The sequence below is a fragment of the Sphingomonas lacusdianchii genome (assembly GCF_022664395.1).
GTDB classification, from domain to species: Bacteria; Pseudomonadota; Alphaproteobacteria; order Sphingomonadales; family Sphingomonadaceae; genus Sphingomonas; species Sphingomonas lacusdianchii.
Map to the genome: position 1 here is coordinate 198,526 of NZ_JAKRET010000002.1, position 18,700 is coordinate 217,225.

At 67.2% G+C, this 18,700-nt stretch carries 21 protein-coding genes; 10 read left to right on the top strand and 11 right to left on the bottom strand.

What is annotated here, in order from left to right:
* Positions 1–32 precede the first annotated feature (32 nt).
* A complete protein-coding gene (ggt, locus tag MF607_RS03605; protein ID WP_242116082.1) occupies positions 33–1,778 on the top strand; it encodes a gamma-glutamyltransferase in 1,746 nt (581 codons plus the stop codon).
* Positions 1,779–1,943: 165 nt separating this feature from the next.
* On the opposite strand, the gene MF607_RS03610 is transcribed toward ggt, so the two are convergent.
* Together MF607_RS03610 and MF607_RS03615 are read right to left on the bottom strand one after the other, a co-directional pair.
* Complete coding sequence (locus MF607_RS03610; protein ID WP_242116445.1) at positions 1,944–2,621, bottom strand: HPP family protein; 678 nt, start codon at positions 2,619–2,621, stop codon at positions 1,944–1,946.
* Positions 2,621–3,607 carry a quinone-dependent dihydroorotate dehydrogenase gene (locus tag MF607_RS03615; RefSeq protein WP_242116083.1) on the bottom strand — a complete coding sequence of 329 codons (987 nt, stop codon included), beginning with the start codon at positions 3,605–3,607 and terminating at the stop codon, positions 2,621–2,623. Before MF607_RS03615 ends, MF607_RS03610 begins: the two co-directional genes overlap by 1 nt.
* 449 nt (positions 3,608–4,056) lie before the next feature.
* On the opposite strand from MF607_RS03615, the gene MF607_RS03620 reads away from it, so the two are divergent.
* The 9 genes from MF607_RS03620 to MF607_RS03660 are packed head-to-tail and all read left to right on the top strand — an operon-like array spanning position 4,057 to position 12,168.
* Positions 4,057–4,485 carry an SUF system Fe-S cluster assembly regulator gene (locus MF607_RS03620; RefSeq protein WP_242116084.1) on the top strand — a complete coding sequence of 143 codons (429 nt, stop codon included), beginning with the start codon at positions 4,057–4,059 and terminating at the stop codon, positions 4,483–4,485.
* Positions 4,485–5,948 carry a Fe-S cluster assembly protein SufB gene (gene sufB, locus MF607_RS03625; protein WP_242116085.1) on the top strand — a complete coding sequence of 488 codons (1,464 nt, stop codon included), beginning with the start codon at positions 4,485–4,487 and terminating at the stop codon, positions 5,946–5,948. The genes MF607_RS03620 and sufB overlap by 1 nt, the downstream gene beginning before the upstream one ends.
* Positions 5,945–6,241 (top strand): hypothetical protein, encoded by a 297-nt coding sequence (locus tag MF607_RS03630; protein ID WP_242116086.1) that lies wholly within the window; start codon positions 5,945–5,947, stop codon positions 6,239–6,241. Before sufB ends, MF607_RS03630 begins: the two co-directional genes overlap by 4 nt.
* Before the next feature lie 45 nt (positions 6,242–6,286).
* Complete coding sequence (gene sufC / locus MF607_RS03635; RefSeq protein WP_242116087.1) at positions 6,287–7,030, top strand: Fe-S cluster assembly ATPase SufC; 744 nt, start codon at positions 6,287–6,289, stop codon at positions 7,028–7,030.
* On the top strand, positions 7,030–8,106 hold the full coding sequence (locus MF607_RS03640; RefSeq protein ID WP_242116088.1) for a SufD family Fe-S cluster assembly protein: 1,077 nt from the start codon (positions 7,030–7,032) through the stop codon (positions 8,104–8,106). The genes sufC and MF607_RS03640 overlap by 1 nt, the downstream gene beginning before the upstream one ends.
* Positions 8,085–9,308, top strand: a complete 1,224-nt coding sequence (locus MF607_RS03645) for a cysteine desulfurase (RefSeq protein WP_242116089.1) — start codon at positions 8,085–8,087, stop codon at positions 9,306–9,308. The genes MF607_RS03640 and MF607_RS03645 overlap by 22 nt, the downstream gene beginning before the upstream one ends.
* On the top strand, positions 9,305–9,769 hold the full coding sequence (locus MF607_RS03650; RefSeq protein WP_242116090.1) for an SUF system Fe-S cluster assembly protein: 465 nt from the start codon (positions 9,305–9,307) through the stop codon (positions 9,767–9,769). Before MF607_RS03645 ends, MF607_RS03650 begins: the two co-directional genes overlap by 4 nt.
* Positions 9,769–10,116, top strand: a complete 348-nt coding sequence (locus MF607_RS03655) for a HesB/IscA family protein (RefSeq protein WP_242116091.1) — start codon at positions 9,769–9,771, stop codon at positions 10,114–10,116. Before MF607_RS03650 ends, MF607_RS03655 begins: the two co-directional genes overlap by 1 nt.
* Positions 10,117–10,137: 21 nt before the next feature.
* Complete coding sequence (locus MF607_RS03660) at positions 10,138–12,168, top strand: TonB-dependent receptor plug domain-containing protein (RefSeq protein ID WP_242116092.1); 2,031 nt, start codon at positions 10,138–10,140, stop codon at positions 12,166–12,168.
* 15 nt (positions 12,169–12,183) lie between these two features.
* Here MF607_RS03660 and MF607_RS03665 read toward each other — a convergent pair whose 3' ends face one another.
* From MF607_RS03665 to MF607_RS03705, 9 genes are all read right to left on the bottom strand, one after another.
* Entirely contained in the window at positions 12,184–12,513 is a 330-nt protein-coding gene (locus tag MF607_RS03665; RefSeq protein ID WP_242116093.1) for a hypothetical protein, read from the bottom strand.
* Positions 12,514–12,565: 52 nt separating this feature from the next.
* Entirely contained in the window at positions 12,566–12,775 is a 210-nt protein-coding gene (locus MF607_RS03670) for a hypothetical protein (RefSeq protein WP_242116094.1), read from the bottom strand.
* Between the two features lie 64 nt (positions 12,776–12,839).
* The gene (locus MF607_RS03675; RefSeq protein ID WP_242116095.1) at positions 12,840–13,052 is read right to left on the bottom strand and encodes a cold-shock protein; all 213 of its coding nucleotides are present in this window, start codon (positions 13,050–13,052) and stop codon (positions 12,840–12,842) included.
* Between the two features lie 183 nt (positions 13,053–13,235).
* A complete protein-coding gene (locus MF607_RS03680; RefSeq protein WP_242116096.1) occupies positions 13,236–13,652 on the bottom strand; it encodes a hypothetical protein in 417 nt (138 codons plus the stop codon).
* An 86-nt stretch (positions 13,653–13,738) separates the two neighbouring features.
* The gene (locus MF607_RS03685; RefSeq protein WP_242116097.1) at positions 13,739–13,885 is read right to left on the bottom strand and encodes a hypothetical protein; all 147 of its coding nucleotides are present in this window, start codon (positions 13,883–13,885) and stop codon (positions 13,739–13,741) included.
* A complete protein-coding gene (locus MF607_RS03690) occupies positions 13,860–14,444 on the bottom strand; it encodes a hypothetical protein (RefSeq protein WP_242116098.1) in 585 nt (194 codons plus the stop codon). The genes MF607_RS03685 and MF607_RS03690 overlap by 26 nt, the downstream gene beginning before the upstream one ends.
* 17 nt (positions 14,445–14,461) lie before the next feature.
* Entirely contained in the window at positions 14,462–17,425 is a 2,964-nt protein-coding gene (gene uvrA / locus MF607_RS03695) for an excinuclease ABC subunit UvrA (RefSeq protein ID WP_242116099.1), read from the bottom strand.
* Positions 17,422–17,790 carry a GCN5-related N-acetyltransferase gene (locus tag MF607_RS03700; protein WP_242116100.1) on the bottom strand — a complete coding sequence of 123 codons (369 nt, stop codon included), beginning with the start codon at positions 17,788–17,790 and terminating at the stop codon, positions 17,422–17,424. Before MF607_RS03700 ends, uvrA begins: the two co-directional genes overlap by 4 nt.
* Positions 17,787–18,593 (bottom strand): DUF1206 domain-containing protein, encoded by an 807-nt coding sequence (locus MF607_RS03705; RefSeq protein WP_242116101.1) that lies wholly within the window; start codon positions 18,591–18,593, stop codon positions 17,787–17,789. The genes MF607_RS03700 and MF607_RS03705 overlap by 4 nt, the downstream gene beginning before the upstream one ends.
* Between the last annotated feature and the right edge of the window lie 107 nt (positions 18,594–18,700).

Genomic DNA, 18,700 nt, shown 5'->3' on the forward strand with positions numbered 1-18,700 from the left:
GGGGCGGATCGTCTTGGTTAGACACGGCAGCCATGAGGAAATTGACGATCGCCGCCGCCCTGCTCGCCACCGTGTCGCTGGGGGGCTGCAACCTGTTGCCGTTCGGCAGGCCCGAGGTCGCGGCCCCCGCTGCGCCTGCCTCCGCCCCCGCCGCCCCGGTCGCGGAACAGCATCAGAAGTTCGTGGTGTCGGCCAATCCGCTGGCCAGCGAAGCCGGCATGGCGGTGCTGCGGCGCGGGGGCAGCGCGGTGGACGCGGCGATCGCGGTACAGGCGATGCTGTCGCTGGTCGAACCGCAGAGTTCGGGCGTGGGCGGCGGTGCGTTCATGACCTATTTCAATGCGAAGACCGGCAAGGTCGAAATCTATGACGGACGCGAGGTTGCCCCTGCCGGCGCGACGCCGACGATGCTGCTGGGTGCGGACGGTAAGCCGCTGCCCTTTGCCGAAGCGGTGCTGGGCGGGCGGGCGACCGGGGTGCCCGGCGCGGTGCGGATGCTGGGGCAGGCGCATGACGACCATGGCACGCTGCCATGGGCCGACCTGTTCGACGATGCCGAGCGGACCGCGCGCAAGGGCTTCGTCATCTCGCCGCGCCTCGGCCGCTTCCTGACCGGGCGCTTCCCCGAGTTGCAGGCGGAGGATGTCCGCCGTTACTTCAAGGGGAAGAACGGGGCGGTGGCCACCACCGGCGACCGGATCAGGAACGGTGCCTATGCCGATTTCCTCAAGCGGCTGGCGAAGCAGGGACCGGATGCGCTCTATACCGGCGAGACGGCGAAGCGCATCGTCGCACGCACGACGACGGGCACGCTGCCGGGCACGATGACGCTCGCCGACCTGGCCGGCTATCGTGCGGTCAAGCGCGATCCGCTGTGCGCGAACTGGCGGGTCTATATCGTCTGCACCCCGCCGCCGCCCTCCAGCGGGGTCGGGCTGATCGAGCTGCTCGGCATTCTCGGCCGCACCGATATCGACCGGCGCGGGCCGAACGATCCGCAAAGCTGGTATCTCTTCGCCGAGGCGAGCCGGCTGATGTACGCCGATCGCGACCTGTATGTCGGCGATCCCAAGTTCGTGAACGTGCCGGTCGCCGGGCTGCTGGCACCGGCCTATCTGTCCGAGCGGGCGAAGCTGATCGGCGCGACCGCCGGTCCGGCGCCCGCGGCGGGGGTCCCGGCTGGCACGGTGACGGCGGCGGCGGACACGACCCGCGAACCGGCGGGAACCTCGCATTTCATCGTCGGCGATGCGGCGGGCAACGTCGTGTCGATGACGACGACGGTCGAAAGCATCTTCGGCAGCGGCCGGATGGTCGACGGCTTCTTCCTGAATAATCAAATGACCGACTTCGCCTTCTCCCCCGTCGATGCGCAGGGCCGCGCCGCCGCGAACGCGGTCGCACCGGGCAAGCGGCCGCGATCGTCGATGACGCCGCTGGTGATGATCGACCGGCAGGGAAAGTTCGCCGGCGCGCTGGGATCGGCGGGGGGCAATGCGATCCTCGCCTATGTCGGCAAGTCGCTGATCGGCGCGGTCGAATGGAAGCTGCCGATGCAGCAGGCGCTGGCGCTCCCCAACCTCGTCGCGCGCGGCGACAGTTTTCAGGGGGAGGTGACGAAATTCTCGCCGGAAATCCTCAGCGCGCTCGCGGCGAAGGGCATCCGCCTGCAGCCGGGGCAGGGCGAGGATTCGGGACTGCACGGCGTGATCGTGCGCGACGGAAAGATCGATGGCGGCTTCGATCCGCGGCGTGAGGGCAAGGTGATCGTCGAGTAGACTGGTTCACGCGAAGGCGCGAAGGCGCGAAGGGTTGCGAACGAGGCGATACCTCCGCGACCGGAAGACCTTATCCTTCGTTGCCGCGACGGAAGAGGCCGCTGACGCGGATAAGGTTGCCAACGGCACCAGTTCCTTCGCGTCTTCGCGCCTTCGCGCGAACCGCTACTTCTTCCGCCGCGCCTGCGCGAAATGCTCCGCCCGTTCGAGCAGCAGCGTCAGATCCTCCGGCGCAATGTCGAACGCATCCGGCGTTTCGGCCAGCGCCGCGTCGATGTCCTCGACCCGGATCCCGCCCGGCTCCACCGCCGCTGCAACTGCAACCGGGGAGGCCGGCTCGTGCGGATAGCTGAGCGCGGTCATGCGGTGATAGAAAATGCCGATCGACACCAAAGCGATCGAATTGATCCCGACCGGCGCGAAGGCGAACGCATAGCCCGCGTCGTGGATACCTGCGCTGCCGATCACCGCGGTCAGCGCCGCCGCCCCGCCCGGCGGGTGCAGGCAGCGGCACAGCGACATGGCGAGGATCGCGCAGCCGACCGCGACCCCGGCGGCGACGGTGACGTTCGGGATCGCCTGAAACGCCGCCACGCCGACCAGCGTCGACAGGATATTGCCCCCGACCACCGGCCAGGGCTGCGCCAGCGGACTGGCCGGGACCGCGAACGCCAATACCGCCGAGGCGCCCAGCGGCGCGACGATGATCGGCAGGTCGCCTTCGATCCACGGCACCTGCGAACACACGACCATGGTCAGCGCGATACCGATCGCGGCACCGATACAGGCGACCAGCCGCCGCCCGAACCCGGCATTGGCGAGCAGTGGCCGGAACAGCGGGATCACAGCCCGTCGACGATCCGCCGGGCGAGGCCGGGCCCTTCATAGACCAGCGCACTGTACAGCTGGACGAGGCTGGCCCCGGCATCGAGCCGCCGCCGCGCTTCGTCCGCCGACCCGATCCCGCCCGCCGAGATCAGCGGGATCGCGCCGCCGGCGATCTCGCGCGCCTCGACCAGCTTGGCCAGCGCGAGCGGGGCGAGCGGCGCGCCCGACAGCCCGCCGGTTTCCTTGGCATTCCCCGACCGAAGCGTTTCGGGACGCGATATGGTCGTGTTCGACACGATCAGCGCATCGACCCCGCCATCGACCGCCGCGCGGATCGCGACTGCCAGCCCGTCGCGCGACAAATCGGGCGCGACCTTCAGGAACAGCGGCACCCGCTTGCCCCCGACATGGCGCGCGGCGTCGCTGGCGGCGATCAACTGCCCCAGTTCGGGCTGCGATTGCAGGTCGCGCAAGCCCGGCGTGTTCGGGCTGGAGATGTTGATGGTGACATAGTCGGCGAGCGGCGCGGCCTTCGCGACGGCCGTCCCGTAATCGGCGATACGGTCGGTCGAATCCTTGTTCGCGCCGACATTGATGCCGATGATGCCGGGGCGGGGGGTCAGGACTTCCACGCGCGCCAGCGCCGCGTCGATGCCGCCATTGTTGAACCCCAGCCGGTTCACCACGCCCCGGTCCTCGGGCAGGCGGAAGATGCGCGGCTTGGGATTGCCCGGCTGGGGCTTGGGCGTCAGCGTACCGACCTCGACAAAGCCGAAGCCGAGGCCGAGGAAACCCGCGACCGCGCGCGCATCCTTGTCGACACCCGCCGCCAGCCCGACCGGATTGGGGAAGCGGATGCCGGCGACCGTCACCGCGTGCTTGCTGTTGGTGCGGGGTGCCATCGGCGCGCCCGCCTTGCCCCACGCCTCCAGCATGGCGATCGTCAGCGAATGCGCGCGTTCGGCGTCGAGGGCGAAGAGGAGCGGGTGATACCAGGCCATGGGTCGCGCTGTATCGCCGGCGGGCGGCGGAAGGAAGATTCGGTTTCACGCGAAGGCGCGAAGGCACGAAGAAGATTGGTTCGCGCAGAGGCGCGGAGGCGCAGAGGGGTTTCATCTGGACCAGCCGATGCAGTTCCTCCACCGCATACGTCATCCCGGCGAAGGCTGGGATCTCTGCGTATCGGCCCGCTCGCCTCGCCGCAGAAGGCCCCAGCCTTCGCTGGGGCGACGTCGTATCTGGCTAGTGACCAGGCGGGTTCGATACACGAGGCGCACTATCCCTCGCGCCTCTGCGCGAACCTCAAACCTCCTTCTCTTCGTGCCTTCGCGCGAACCAAATCCTTCAAGTCCCAAACAATCGATCACAACGATCGAAACAATCCCGGTTGACCTCACGCCCCCGCGCGACCACATGCCAATCCGACCGGAATGATCCGATTAAGGAATCCATGCGCCTTTCCAGCCTTGCCGACTACGCCGTCGTCCTGCTTGCCGCCACCGCGCGGCGGGACGGGGACGTGCGCGTGACGGCGACCGCGCTGGCGGAGGAAACCGGCCTGCCGCTGCCGACCGTGCAGAAGCTGGTCAGCCGCCTGTCCGCCGCCGGACTGATCGAGACGGGACGCGGTACCGGCGGCGGTTTCCGCCTTGCCCGCGCGCCCCACGCGATCGACCTGGCGCAGATCATCGAGGCGATCGAGGGGCCGATCGCGCTCACCACCTGCGTCGATGCCGCGCGGCACGATTGCGCGGTGGAGACGAACTGCATGATCCGACCCCATGCCGGCACGGTCAACGCCGTGGTCCGGGGCGCTCTGGCGGGCGTGACGCTCGCTCAACTCGCGAACACCGGGGCGATGCCCCAAGAGGTAGTGTGATGGCCACCAAGAATGCCGAGGCGCTCGCCGCCGCGAACAAAAAGTACGAGTGGGGTTTTTCCTCGGACATCGAACAGGACTTCGCACCCAAGGGGCTGAGCGAGGATACGGTCCGCTATATCAGCGCCAAGAAGAACGAGCCCGAATGGATGCTCGACTGGCGGCTGAAGGCGTTCCGCCTGTGGCAGACGATGGAAGCGCCCGACTGGTCGAAACTGAACATCGATCCGATCGATTATCAGGACGCCTATTATTACGCGGAGCCGAAGAAGAAGCCGACCCTGTCGTCGCTCGACGAGGTCGATCCCGAAATCCTGCGCGTCTATGAAAAGCTCGGCATTCCGATCGAGGAGCAGAAGGTGCTCGCCGGCGTCGAGGGATCGCGCAAGGTCGCGGTCGATGCGGTGTTCGACAGCGTTTCGGTCGCGACGACCTTCCGCAAGGAACTCGAAGCCGCCGGCGTCATCTTCCGCTCGATCAGCGAAGCGATCCGCGAATATCCTGATCTGGTTCGCAAATGGCTGGGCAAAGTCGTGCCGCAGCGGGATAACTTCTTCGCGACGCTCAACAGCGCGGTCTTTTCGGATGGCACCTTCGTCTACATTCCGGAGGGCGTGCGCTGCCCGATGGAGCTGTCGACCTATTTCCGGATCAACGCGGAAAATACCGGCCAGTTCGAACGGACGCTGATCGTCGCCGACAAGGGTAGCTATGTCAGCTATCTCGAAGGCTGCACCGCGCCGATGCGGGATGAGAACCAGCTGCACGCGGCGGTCGTGGAACTGGTCGCGCTCGACGACGCCGAGATCAAATATTCGACCGTCCAGAACTGGTATCCCGGCGACGAGAACGGCAAGGGCGGCATCTACAACTTCGTGACCAAGCGCGCGCTTTGTCAGGGGAAGAACAGCAAGGTGTCGTGGACGCAGGTCGAGACCGGCTCCGCGATCACCTGGAAATACCCATCCTGCGTCCTGGCGGGCGAAAACAGCGTCGGCGAATTCTACTCGGTCGCGGTCACCAACAACCGCCAACAGGCCGATACCGGCACCAAGATGATCCATCTGGGCAAGGGATCGCGCTCGACCATCGTGTCGAAGGGGATCAGCGCGGGCCGCAGCGACAATACCTATCGCGGGCTGGTGCGCGTCGGCCCCTCGGCGGAGGGCGTGCGCAACTTCACCCAGTGCGACAGCCTGTTGCTCGGCGACCAGTGCGGCGCGCACACCGTGCCCTATATCGAGGTCAAGAACCCCTCGGCGCAGATCGAGCACGAGGCGACGACTAGCAAAATTTCCGAGGACCAGATGTTCTACGCGATGCAGCGTGGGCTGGATTCGGAGGCGGCGGTCGCGCTGATCGTCAACGGCTTCGCCCGCGAAGTGCTGCAACAGCTGCCGATGGAATTCGCGGTCGAGGCGCAGAAGCTGCTGGGCATCAGCCTCGAAGGGTCGGTGGGGTGATCGCGCTGCTACTGGCGCTGCAGGCGGTCGCGCCGACCGCGCCCTATGCCGAATGCCTGTCGGAGCGGATCAATACCGATCCGCGCATGGCCAAGCCGCCGACCGAGGCCGCGGCGCGGGTCGCGATCTTCGACGATGCGGCGAAGGCTTGCGCACCGGTGCGGGCAAAGGTTGCGAAGGCACATGCACCGATGCTCGACAAGATCGACGCATCGATGAAGGCGGTGCTGACCAACCCGGACGCCGCCGAGGCCGAGTTCGGCACCGAACCGGTTGCTGGCGAGACGCCCTAAGCTTTTGAGATACGCGGGCGCGGCCCCGCACGAACAGGACGGAACATGCTGAACATCGACAATCTCCACGCCGAAATCGACGGTAAGGAAATTCTGAAGGGCCTGTCGCTCACCGTGAATGCGGGCGAGGTCCATGCGATCATGGGGCCGAACGGCGCCGGCAAGTCGACGCTCGGCTATGTGCTGGGCGGGCGGCCCGGATACGAAGTGACCGAGGGCAGCGTGACCTTTGCCGGCGAAGACCTGCTGGAGATGGAGGCCGATGCCCGCGCCGCCGCCGGCCTGTTCCTCGGCTTCCAGTATCCGGTCGAGATTCCGGGCGTGTCGAACGTCCAGTTTCTGCGCGAGAGCCTGAACAGCCAGCGCCGCGCCCGCGACGAAAAGCCGCTGTCGGGTGCCGAATTCCTGAAGCTCGCCCGTGCGCAGGCCGACGCGCTGGGCATGGACATGGACATGATGAAGCGGCCGGTGAATGTCGGCTTTTCGGGTGGCGAGAAGAAGCGCAACGAGATGGTGCAGATGGGCATCCTCGACCCGAAGCTCGCCATCCTCGACGAAACCGACAGCGGCCTCGACATCGACGCGCTGCGCATCGTCGGCGACGGCATCAACCGCATCATGCGTCGGCCGGACAAGGGCGTAATCCTCATCACCCATTACCAGCGCCTGCTCGACTATGTGCAGCCTGACTTCGTCCATGTGCTGGCCGACGGCCGCATCGTCCGTTCGGGCGGCAAGGAACTGGCGCACGAGCTGGAACGCGAAGGCTATGGAGCGGTGGCGGCTTAATGGCGACGCTTCCTACCAACGCGCAAGAGGCGTTCCGCTGGACCGACCTGGCCGCGCTGACCGCCGCGGCCGGATCGGCCCGTGGTGCAGCGGCGAGTGCGGACGGCTATTGGCTCGACCTCGCCGGCCCACGGATCGTGTTCGTCGACGGCGTCTATGCGCCCGAGCGCAGCACCCCCGGCCATGTCGCGTTGTCGCCGCTGACGCTCGACACCGCGCACCCGCTGGGCGTGCAGGCATCGGGGGCGGCGGGCTGGTCGATCGACCTGTCGGCGGCCGAGGTCGTCGAACCGGTGCAGATCGTCCATATCGCGACCGGTGCGGAGAACCATCTCCCCGCACGGCTGACGCTCGACGAGGATGCCGTCGCCTCGGTCGTCGAGACCTATGTCGGCAGCGGCTGGACCAATCGCCTGACGCAGATCGACCTCGAACGCGGTGCGCGGCTGATGCGCAACGTCCGCCTGCTCCAGACGGACGGCTTCGTGTCGATCCGCGACGAAGCGGTGGTGGGGGAAGCGGCGAGCCTCGTCAGCCAGTTCCTCGGCGCCGGCGGCATGGGCAGCCGGATCGACGCGCAACTGACGCTCGATGGCGACGCCGCGTTCGTCGATTATGGCGGTGCGCTGTTGACCCGCGAACAGCAGCGGCAGGAATGCGCCGTCGCCGTCCGCCACGCTGCCCTCAACGGATCGAGCCGCCAGACGTGGCGCGCCGTCGCCGCCGATCGCAGCCAGGCAAGCCTTGCCGCCCGCGTCGAAGTCGCGCGCGGGGCGCAGAAGACCGATGGCGAACAGTCGCTGCGCGGCCTGCTGCTCCAGCGGACGGCGACGGTGAACCTGAAGCCCGAACTCGAAATCTTCGCCGACGACGTGAAGTGCGCGCATGGCGCGACGGTCGGCGAACTCGACGCCCGCGCGCTGTTCTACCTGCGCAGCCGCGGCGTCGGCGAGGCGCGGGCAAAGGCGTTGTTGACCCATGCGTTCGTCGCGGATGCGCTCGACCGGATCGGCGACGACACGGTGCGCGAAGCCTTCGCCGCCGACGCCGACGCATGGCTGGAAGCGGCACTTTGACCAGCACTACCCCCCTCGACCGCGTCGGCGACTTCCCGGCAATCCCCGCCGGCTGGTCGTATCTCGACACCGCCGCGACGTCGCAAAAGCCGCAAGCCGTGATCGACGCGATCACCCGCGCGTATGATACGACCTATGCCACCGTGCATCGCGGCGTGTACCAGCGTTCGGCCGACATGACGCTGGCCTATGAGGCAGCACGCCGTCGCGTCGCGGCCTTCCTCGGTGCCGGCGCGCCGGAAGAATGCGTGTTCGTGCGCGGCGCTACTGAGGGAATTAATCTTGTCGCGCAAGGTTGGGCCGAGCGGCATCTGAAGGCCGGCGACCGTATCCTGTTGTCGATGCTGGAGCATCATTCGAATATCGTGCCGTGGCAGCTGGTCGCCGAGCGGATCGGCGCGGCGATCGACGTCGTCCCGCTGACCGCCGACGGCAGGATCGATCTCGACGCGATGGCGGCGATGATCCGGCCGGAGCACAAGCTGGTATCGCTGGCGCATGTGTCGAATGTGCTCGGATCGGTCCTCGACGCGCGGCGTGCCGCCGATATCGCCCATTCGGTCGGCGCGAGGCTGCTGCTCGACGGGTGTCAGGCGGTGCCGCGGATCGCGGTCGATGTCGCCGCACTCGACTGCGACTTCTACGTCTTTTCGGGCCACAAACTCTACGGCCCGACCGGCATCGGCGTGCTGTGGGGCCGCGCGGAACTGCTCGAAGCGATGCATCCGGTGCAGGGCGGCGGCGCGATGATCGACCGCGTGACGTTCGAACGCACCACCTATGCCCCGCCGCCCGCACGGTTCGAGGCGGGGACGCCGCATATCGTCGGCGCGCTGGGCCTGCATGCCGCGATCGACTATGTCGAGAGCATCGGGCTGGACGCGATCCACGGCCACGAAGCGGCGTTGGTCACCGCGACGCGTGAAGCGCTGGGCCGGATCAACTCGGTCCGGCTACTCGGGCCGGACGATGCCGCCGGGATCGTCAGTTTTGTCGTGGAGGGGGTGCATCCGCACGATGTCGGCACCATCTTGGACGAGGAACGCGTCGCGATCCGCGCCGGCCATCACTGCGCACAGCCGCTGATGGACGTGCTGGGCGTCCCCGCCACCGCGCGGGCGAGCTTCGGCGTGTATAACGGACGGACCGATGTTGACGCGCTGGTGCGCGGACTGGAACGGGTAAGCAGGATTTTTGGATGAACGACGAACGCCATTTCGAGATCGAGGAGGTGAGCGCAGTGCCGTCGCCACCGCGCGCGCGCGTGACCGATGCGGAGGAGGCGCCGCCGCGTCGCCGCGACTATCTCGAAGGATTTCTGGCGCAAAAGCCCGAACCGCAACCGGCGGGAGAGCCGGGCGGTGACCTGTACGAAGCGGTCATCGCCTCGTTGAAGGAAATTTTCGATCCCGAGATCCCGGTCAACATTTACGATCTCGGGCTGATCTACGGCGTCGATGTCGCGGACAACGGCCATGTCGCGGTGACGATGACGCTCACCACGCCGCATTGCCCGGTCGCGGAGTCGATGCCGGCCGAGGTCGAATTGCGCGTCTCGGCGGTGCCGGGCGTCTCGACCGCCGATGTCAACCTCGTCTGGGATCCGCCATGGGATCCGCAGAAGATGTCTGACGACGCCAAGCTCGAACTGGGAATGCTGTAATGGCCACGCGCGTCCGCCCCGCCGCGATCAACCTTACCCCGAACGCCGAACGCCGCGTCGCCGATTTGATGGCGAAGGCACCGGCGGACGCGATCGGCGTCAAGCTGTCGACGCCCCGGCGCGGCTGTTCAGGCCTTGCCTATTCGGTCGATTACGTCACCGCCGCCAATGCGATGGACGAACGGATCGAAACGCCGGGCGGTACCTTCTTCGTCGATGGCGGATCGATCCTCTACCTGATCGGTTCGACGATGGACTGGGTCGAGGACGATTTCACCGCGGGCTTCGTCTTCGCCAATCCGAACGCCAAGGGCGCGTGCGGGTGCGGGGAAAGCTTCACGGTCTGATCGTCCCATAAGGGGGCAGGCGTGAAGCGTTTTCTGTGGGTGCTGGCCGCATGGCCGGGCGTGGCGGTGGCGCAGGACGTGCCGGACATCGTCGTCACCGGCCGTGGCCTAGATGATGCACCGGGCGACCGGGTCTATGACATCGTCACCATCGATCGCGACCGTATCCTGTCTTCGGCGAGCGGCCGGGTCGAGGATGTGCTGCGCGACATCGCCGGCTTGCAGCAATTCCGCCGGTCGGATTCACGCACCGCCAACCCGACCAGCCAGGGCATCACCCTGCGCGGCCTGGGCGGCAATGCGTCGAGCCGTGCGCTGCTGTTGCTCGACGGCGTGCCGCAGGCCGATCCGTTCGGCGGCTGGGTCGCCTTTCCCGCCTATGCCACCGACCGGTTGGGCCGGGTCCGCGTCACGCGCGGCGGCGGCAGCGGCGTTGCCGGACCGGGCGCGCTGGCCGGCACGATCGAACTCGACAGCGCTACGCCCGACGACCTTTCACCACTTTCCGGCTCGCTGAGCTATGGCAGCAGGGAATCGATCGATGCGCGCGGCACCGCCGGCCTGACGCGGAGTGGCGGTTTCGCCACCTTGTCGGGCGCTTATGCCCGGGGCGATGGTTTTATTCCCATCGTCGCGGGCAGTCGCGGTGCCGCCGATCGCGCGGCCCCGTATGAACAGGCCAGCGCCGCCGCGCGCGCGGTCGTACAGGTCGGTGCGGCGACCGAATTGCAGGCGAATGTCTCCGCCTTCACCGATCGCCGCGATCGCGGCCTCGACTTCACCGATAACCGCAGCGAAGGCGCCGATGCCAGCATCCGGCTGGTCGGGCGGGGAATCACCGGCTGGTCGCTGCTCGGCTATCTCCAGACCCGCGCCTTCGCCAGCCGCTTCGCCAGCGTCGGGGCAGAGCGCGCGACGACGGCATTGACGCTTGACCAGGTCAATGTCCCCGCGACCGGCATCGGCGGCCGGGCGGAAATCGCCCCCATCCTCGGCGACGTGTCGCTCCGTTTGGGCGGCGATGTGCGCGTCGTCAGCGGCGAGACGCAGGAGCTTTACACCTATGTCGCCGGCAACCCGACCCGGCGGCGCGTCGCGGGCGGTCGCAACACGACCGGCGGCCTGTTCGCCGACGCCAGCCTTACCACCGGCGACATCGTGGTGAGCGCCGGGGGCCGGATCGACCGCTGGACGATTGCCGCAGGCCGGCTGCAGGAAGCATTGCTGACGGGTGCCGCCCTTACCGACCAGCGGTTTGCGACCCGCAGCGGTTGGCAACCGACCGGTCGCGCGGGCGTCGCATGGACGCTCGACCCGGCAGTGACGCTCCGTGCGGCGGGCTATCGTGGCTGGCGGCTGCCGACGCTGAACGAACTCTATCGTCCGTTCCGGGTCGGCGCCGACGCCACCGCCGCCAATGCCGCGCTGTCGCCCGAAACGCTGTGGGGCGGCGAGGTCGGCGTGGAATTGCGCCCCGCCGCGCGCACCCGCATCGCCGCGACCGGCTTTGCCAATGATCTGCGCGACGCGATCGCCAACGTTACCGTCGCCAACGGCCCCGGCACCTTTCCCGGCGTCGGCTTCGTCTCGGCCGCCGGGGTGTTTCGCCGTCGCGCCAATCTCGACCATGTGCGCGTACGCGGCGCCGAACTCGACGCGTCGACCGGCTGGGGTGCATGGGAGGCGCGGCTGTCCTATGCCTATACCGATGCGCGGGTCGTCGACGGTGGCGTGCTCGACGGCCTTCGTCCGGCACAGACACCCGCGCATAGCGGATCGGCGACGCTCGGCTGGCGGCAGGGGCGGTGGCAGGCGGCGACGACGCTGCGCTATCTGTCGGGTCAGTATGAGGATGATGCGAACCTGCGTCGCCTTGCCGAGGCGGCCACGCTCGATGCGGTGGTGACGGTACCGCTGTTGCGGCGGCTGTCGCTGGAGGGCAGGGCAGAGAATCTGACCGACGCGCGGATCGAGGCGGGGGTCGGCGGCGATGGCGTGGTCGAACGCGCATCGCCGCGGACATTATGGGTTGGGGTGCGGTTCGGCGGCTGACCGCCTGGCCCGGATTCAGGCCCCGGTTTGCGACGCCATGCTGCCGCGCGGCGCGACCATCGACGGGACCGGTCCGGTCGCGGGACGCAACGCCTCGCGCTCGGAGGCCGGAACGGCGGCGGTCGGATCGGGGCGGAAGGCGTCGGGGGCGCGGTCGGTCGCCGTCGGATGCGGCTTGTCGAGGGCGAGGTCGGGCGCGGCATGACCTTCGCCCGGCGTCTTGCGCCGCGCGAGCAATACGCCGAACAGTCCAACGGCGATTCCGGCAGCACCCAGTGCCACGGTCCGCAGCGTCGATACCCCGGCCTTACGCGATTTCGGCTTTTGTTTCTTGTGCTTGGCCATCGATTTTACCTTTCGCTTGTCGTCCGCTCCAACGACCGGACGCCGCGCAGGTTCAATCGTGGGCCAGCGTTTCGGCCCGGCGCACGGTGGCGGCTTCGCGGATCAGGCGCTGTTCGGTAGTGCGCTCGGCGCGCTCGGCCATCTCGGTCCATGCGAGTTCGGCGCGGCGGCAACGATCACGGACATTGTCGAGCGTCGCGGCATCGGCGTTCGCGCGTTCGACGGCGGCGCGGGCGCGGTAGGCTTCGGCGGTATCGGCCAAGGGGGCAGGACCTTTACGTGCTGGAGGAAGGCGCGGACGGACCATCCGCCCGCGCCCGGATCGATCAGTCGGCGGCGGTCAGGTTCACCGCGCTCACGCGACCGCGGCCATCCTCTTCCAGCTCATATCCGACGCGCTGGTTCTGGTTCAGCGTCACCATCCCGGCGCGTTCGACCGCCGAGATGTGGACGAAGGCATCGCCGCCGCCATTGTCCGGCGCGATGAAGCCATAGCCCTTGTCGATGTTGAAGAATTTTACGGTGCCAAGCGTGGCCATGCAGGTTCCTTTCTGTTTGCGGGCGGCGGAACGCCCGTCACCCGCGCCGTAGGCAGCAGGGAAAGAAGGAACTTGCCGCAAAGCAGGAAACCGTCGATTTGCGACTGTAGCAGGAACTAAATGGGGATCGGCCCGCTTCCTTGCAAGGGAGCGGACCGATCGAGTGGTTTCGACAGGGTCGGATCAGCGGCAACGCACGTTGTTGCGGTCGATCGCCTGGCCGCCGGCCGCACCGGCCGCGCCGCCGAGCAGCGCGCCGAGCAGCCCCGACCCGCCCGGGCGCAGCGCCGTACCCAGCACGCCGCCGGCGATCCCGCCGATGATCAGCCCGGTGGTGCCATCGTTGCGGCGGCAATAATAGCGACCGTCCTGTCCGACATAGACCCGGTCGTTCTGCGACAGGCGCCGCTCGCGATAGCGCCGGTCGTCGCGATAATAGCGTGCGGCGTCATAGCCGTTATAGGCGGGGTCGGGCCGGTCATAGTCGTAGCGGCCATAGCCCGCATCGGCATAGCGCGGACCGCCGCCGCCCAGACCATAGTCGGAACAGCCGGAAACCAGGGTAGCAGCGGCGACGAGGCCGAGGGTAAGCGCACGCATGTCGACGGGTCCTTCGCTTGATATCGATCAAGCCCGAATGCCGCGCGCGGGGGGTTGTTCCGTAAAACCTGTTCTGCGGTCGCGCTTTACCAGCGCCCGCCCGCCGCCTCGATCGCCGCCAATAGCGCCCGCTTGCTCTCGGTGCGGTTGTTGCCGGCATTGCGCGGCGGCTCGGGATTGCCGAGCGCGGCGCGGCGACGCGTCAACTCACGCCCGAACGCTTCGAGCGTCATCGCCTTGGCGGCGGGAGCGGAGGGTTGCGATGCCATGTTCGTTCAACGTTTCTTCGCGTATCCGACGTTCCAGATAATCCATGTCCGCATCGGAATAAAGGTCGAACAGCGTTTGCGCTTGTCCCAGCATATCCGGTGCACTGCCCGACGCATATTGACCCATGCGATCCGCGATCAAGTCTTCGACCGAAATGATTTCGAAATCGTCAGCGGCGCGGGAGGAGAACATGCGCACCCTGCTGCGGTCGGCGGCACCGTCGAGCAGGACTGAATCGACGATCTCGAATCCCATCCGCAACTCACGATACACCCAGCCGCGGGTGGCGACCCCGGCACCGCGCGGCCGTTCGAACCCCAGCGTGACGAACACGTCTTCCAAAACGTCGTTGCGGCCGACGACGATGTCGAAATCCCCGGTGGCAATGATGCCGCCCGTATAAATTTCGACCGCCGCGCCACCGACCAGCACCGGCCGGGTAAAACCCCGCCGCTGCATCTCGGCACTTACCCGCCCGAACAGCTCCAACCCCGCGACGAATTCATCCCGCCATGGATCCATAATCCCCCCGTTAAGGCTTACTCCGCCGCCTGCGCCCGTGCCGGATCGAGCAACGGCTTCAGATATTTCCCCGTAAAGCTCCCCTCGACCGCTGCGACCTTTTCCGGCGTGCCTTCGGCAACCACGCGCCCACCCTTGACGCCGCCTTCGGGGCCCATGTCCAATATCCAGTCGGCGGTCTTGATGACGTCGAGATTATGCTCGATCACCACTACCGTATTGCCCTGTTCGACCAGTTGGTGGAGCACCTCCAGCAGTTTGCGCACATCCTCGAAATGCAGGCCCGTCGTCGGTTCGTCGAGGATATACAGCGTGTTGCCGGTCGCTCGCCGTGCCAGTTCCTTGGCCAGCTTCACCCGCTGCGCCTCGCCGCCCGACAGCGTGGTCGCCTGCTGCCCGACCTTGACGTAACCGAGACCAACCTCGGCCAGCATCGCCATCTTGTCGCGGATTGGCGGCACCGCCTTGAAGAACTCGACCGCGTCCTCGACGGTCATGTCGAGCACGTCGGCGATGCTCATCCCCTTGAACTTCACCTCCAGCGTTTCGCGATTATAGCGCGCGCCATGGCACACGTCGCACGTCACATAGACGTCGGGCAGGAAGTGCATCTCGATCTTGAGCACGCCGTCGCCCTGACAGGCTTCGCACCGGCCGCCCTTGACGTTGAAGCTGAACCGGCCGGGCTTGTAGCCGCGCGCCTGCGCCTCGGGCAGTCCGGCGAACCAGTCGCGAATCTGGGTGAACGCGCCGGTATAGGTCGCCGGGTTCGACCGCGGCGTGCGGCCGATCGGCGACTGGTCGATGTCGATCACCTTGTCGAGATGCTGGAGTCCGGTAATCTTTTCATGCTTGCCTTGTACGATCCGCGCGCCGTTCAGCGTGCGGGCGGCGGCGGCGTAGAGCGTGTCGATGGTGAAGCTCGACTTGCCCGATCCCGACACGCCGGTGATGCAGGTGAAGGTGCCGAGCGGCAGCGAGGCGGTGACGCCGGTCAGGTTGTTGGCGGTGGCATTGTGCACCGTCAGCTTCTTGCCATTGCCCTTGCGCCGCTTGTCCGGCAGGGGCACCGACCGCGTGCCGTTGAGATAGTCGGCGGTGATCGACCCCTTCGACTTTAGAATCTGCTTCAGCGTCCCCTTGGCGACGACCTCACCGCCATGGACACCGGCGCCCGGCCCCATGTCGATGACATAATCGGCGGTACGGATCGCATCCTCGTCATGCTCGACCACCAGCACGGTGTTGCCAAGGTCGCGCAGCCGCCGCAGCGTCGCCAGCAGCATGTCATTGTCGCGCTGGTGCAGCCCGATCGACGGTTCGTCGAGCACGTACAGCACGCCCGACAGCCCGCTGCCGATCTGCGAGGCAAGGCGGATGCGCTGGCTCTCGCCGCCCGACAGCGTGCCGCTGGTCCGGTCGAGGTTGAGATAGTCGAGCCCGACATTGTTGAGAAAACCCAACCGCTCGACGATCTCCTTCAGGATCGACTGGGCGATCGCGCGCTGCTGGTCGTTGAAATGCTCGGGCAGCGATTCGAAGAAGCGCAGCGCATCGACCACCGACAGATGCGTCGCATAGGCGATGTCCTGCATCGCGACCTTCACCGCCAGCGCCTCCGGCTTAAGCCGTGCGCCGTGACAAGTCTCACATGGCTGCGACGCCTGATATTTCGACAGTTCCTCGCGCATCCACGCGCTTTCGGTCGACAGCATCCGGCGGTTGAGATTGCCGAGCACGCCCTCGAACGGCTTCTTGACGTCGTACGACTTCTTGCCGTCGATGAAGGTCAGCGTCACCGGCTTGCCGGCGGTCCCGTGCAGGATCACCCGCTGCGCCTCTTCCGGCAAATCCTTCCACGCCGCGTCGAGTGAAAAGCCGTACGCCTTGGCCAGCGATCCCAGCACCTGCATGTAATAAGGCGAGGGCGGGTTGGACTTCGCCCACGGCACCACCGCGCCCTTCTTGATCGACAATTCGTGGTTCGGGACGATCAGATCCTCGTCGAACTCCAGCCGCTCGCCAAGGCCATCGCACGCCGGGCACGCCCCCTGCGGCGCGTTGAAGCTGAACAGGCGCGGCTCGATCTCGCTGATCGTGAAGCCGCTGACCGGACAGGCGAATTTCTCCGAGAACACGATGCGGTTGTCGGGAATGCCGGCACCCTTCAGCTTGCCGGTCTGGGGTGCAGCTTCGGTCGCACGGTCGCCCTGTTCACTGTCCAGCGGCGGATTGCCCGACTGCGCCTGCGCCACCGTCGTATCGACCAGATCGACATAGGCGAGGCCATCGGCCAGCTTCAGTGCGGTCTCGAAACTCTCGGCCAGTCGCGTCGCGGCATCGGCATTCACCACCAGCCGGTCGACGACGATCTCGACATCATGCTTGAACTTCTTGTCGAGCGCGGGCGCATCCTCGATAAGGTGGACTTCGCCGTTGATCCGCACCCGCTGGAACCCGGCCTTCTGCCATTCGGCCAGTTCCTTGCGAAACTCGCCCTTGCGCCCGCGTACCACCGGCGCGAGCAGCAGCAGCCGCGTTCCCTCGGGCAGTGCCAGCACCCGATCGACCATCTGGCTGACCGTCTGCGCGCTGATCGGCAGGCCGGTGGCAGGGGAGTAGGGCACGCCGACCCGCGCCCAAAGCAAGCGCATGTAATCGTAGATCTCGGTGACCGTCGCGACGGTCGATCGCGGGTTGCGGCTGGTCGTCTTCTGCTCGATCGAGATCGCCGGCGACAGCCCCTCGATATGCTCGACGTTCGGCTTCTGCATCAGCTCGAGGAACTGCCGCGCATAGGCCGACAGCGACTCGACATAGCGCCGCTGCCCCTCGGCATAGATGGTGTCGAAGGCGAGGGAGGACTTGCCCGAACCCGACAGGCCGGTGATGACCGTCAGCGTATCGCGCGGGATGTCGATATCGACGCCCTTGAGGTTATGCTCCCGCGCACCGCGGACGGAGATATGGGTCAGGCTCATGCGGTCCGTTCTATCTTCGTTCTTTTCGATTGGCTAGGGCGTGACATGGTGTCGGCGCCCGCCGGTTTCGAGGGGGGCTTGCCGCGCCAGTCGAGCGAGCGGCGGTTCAATTCGGCCAGATCGACATCGCCGGCAATTGCCGCCTCGCCCAGCGCCACGGCGCGGGCGAGCGCCGCCGGGTCGGCATGGATATAGGCGGGACGGGCGTGAACATGATCGTACCAGACTCCGCCAAACGCATTGTCGAGCAGGATGCGCTGGAAACAATGATCGGCCCGTACCGGCCAGCCCCGCGCTCCGGCCAGCGCCGGCAGTTCGCGCCGCGTCAGCTCCAGCCACCGCGCCCGCACCGCATCGATCGTCATGCCGGCAGGTCGACCGAGATGCGCCGCCACCGCGCCTCGACGAAGCTGTAGATGCCGAACGCGACGAAGCCGAGGCCGGTAGCGGCCAGCAGAAACTGTCCGCCGGTCTGCCGCTGCAGCGTCGCCAGCGCATGCGCCATGCCCCCGGCTTCATCGGCATCCGCCGCCCATGCCGCGCTGACGAAGAACAGCGCGATCAGCGCGAACACCAGCGCGCGTGCGCCGTATCCCACCCGACCGATGGTACAGACGTGATCGGGCACCGGCGTACCGCGCGACAGGTCGCGGGCGAAGCTGCAATCCCATGCCTTCTTCGCCTGTTGCAACGCCGCGCCGATCAGCCCGGCGGCAATCAGCGCCACCAGCATCCGGCCCATCGGCTGGTCCAGCAGCCACGCGGTCCAGTCGCGCGTGCTCTCCTCGCCGCCGACCCGGCCGCCGGCCTCGCGTGCATGGACCGCCAATTTCGCCGCCGTCCATGCAAGGATCACGTGCGCGATGCCGCTGATCGCGTGGCCGGCGCGCTTGAACGCGCCCTTGGCGGTCGTTCCCTGCGCCTCGGGGTCGGTGATCGCCTCGGCCAGCCGCCACAGCGCATAGCCGGCAAGGCCCGCCGCCATCACCGCCAATATCCATTCGCCTAACGGTTCGTCGGCAAGGCTGGCGATCGCCCCCTGATTGTCGCCGACCTTGCCCCCGCGCAGCGCCGCATCGATCGCGAACCAGCCGACGAGGCAATAGACGATGCCGCGTGCCGCAAAGCCGAGCCGGGCGAGGAGGGTAGCGCCGGAGCGGGTGGTCATCGCACGCAAGCCTTTCAAATCGTTTCGCGCGGCCAACCATTTGCGGAGGGCTGCGGTTCCGAACGCACCGACGCTTGCGGTTCGATGGGGACGCTGGCAGCCTTGCG

Bases quoted from the DNA above. Each gene is read 5' to 3' on its own strand.
- MF607_RS03640 (WP_242116088.1), top strand. From the start codon at position 7,030: ATGGCGACGCTTCCTACCAACGCGCAAGAGGCGTTCCGCTGGACCGAC.
- MF607_RS03650 (WP_242116090.1), top strand. From the start codon at position 9,305: ATGAACGACGAACGCCATTTCGAGATCGAGGAGGTGAGCGCAGTGCCG.
- MF607_RS03675 (WP_242116095.1), bottom strand. From the start codon at position 13,052: ATGGCCACGCTTGGCACCGTAAAATTCTTCAACATCGACAAGGGCTAT.
- ggt (WP_242116082.1), top strand. From the start codon at position 33: ATGAGGAAATTGACGATCGCCGCCGCCCTGCTCGCCACCGTGTCGCTG.
- MF607_RS03680 (WP_242116096.1), bottom strand. From the start codon at position 13,652: ATGCGTGCGCTTACCCTCGGCCTCGTCGCCGCTGCTACCCTGGTTTCC.
- MF607_RS03705 (WP_242116101.1), bottom strand. From the start codon at position 18,593: ATGACCACCCGCTCCGGCGCTACCCTCCTCGCCCGGCTCGGCTTTGCG.
- uvrA (WP_242116099.1), bottom strand. From the start codon at position 17,425: ATGAGCCTGACCCATATCTCCGTCCGCGGTGCGCGGGAGCATAACCTC.
- MF607_RS03645 (WP_242116089.1), top strand. From the start codon at position 8,085: ATGGCTGGAAGCGGCACTTTGACCAGCACTACCCCCCTCGACCGCGTC.
- sufB (WP_242116085.1), top strand. From the start codon at position 4,485: ATGGCCACCAAGAATGCCGAGGCGCTCGCCGCCGCGAACAAAAAGTAC.
- MF607_RS03700 (WP_242116100.1), bottom strand. From the start codon at position 17,790: ATGACGATCGATGCGGTGCGGGCGCGGTGGCTGGAGCTGACGCGGCGC.
- MF607_RS03685 (WP_242116097.1), bottom strand. From the start codon at position 13,885: ATGACGCTCGAAGCGTTCGGGCGTGAGTTGACGCGTCGCCGCGCCGCG.
- MF607_RS03690 (WP_242116098.1), bottom strand. From the start codon at position 14,444: ATGGATCCATGGCGGGATGAATTCGTCGCGGGGTTGGAGCTGTTCGGG.
- MF607_RS03620 (WP_242116084.1), top strand. From the start codon at position 4,057: ATGCGCCTTTCCAGCCTTGCCGACTACGCCGTCGTCCTGCTTGCCGCC.
- MF607_RS03655 (WP_242116091.1), top strand. From the start codon at position 9,769: ATGGCCACGCGCGTCCGCCCCGCCGCGATCAACCTTACCCCGAACGCC.
- sufC (WP_242116087.1), top strand. From the start codon at position 6,287: ATGCTGAACATCGACAATCTCCACGCCGAAATCGACGGTAAGGAAATT.
- MF607_RS03665 (WP_242116093.1), bottom strand. From the start codon at position 12,513: ATGGCCAAGCACAAGAAACAAAAGCCGAAATCGCGTAAGGCCGGGGTA.
- MF607_RS03615 (WP_242116083.1), bottom strand. From the start codon at position 3,607: ATGGCCTGGTATCACCCGCTCCTCTTCGCCCTCGACGCCGAACGCGCG.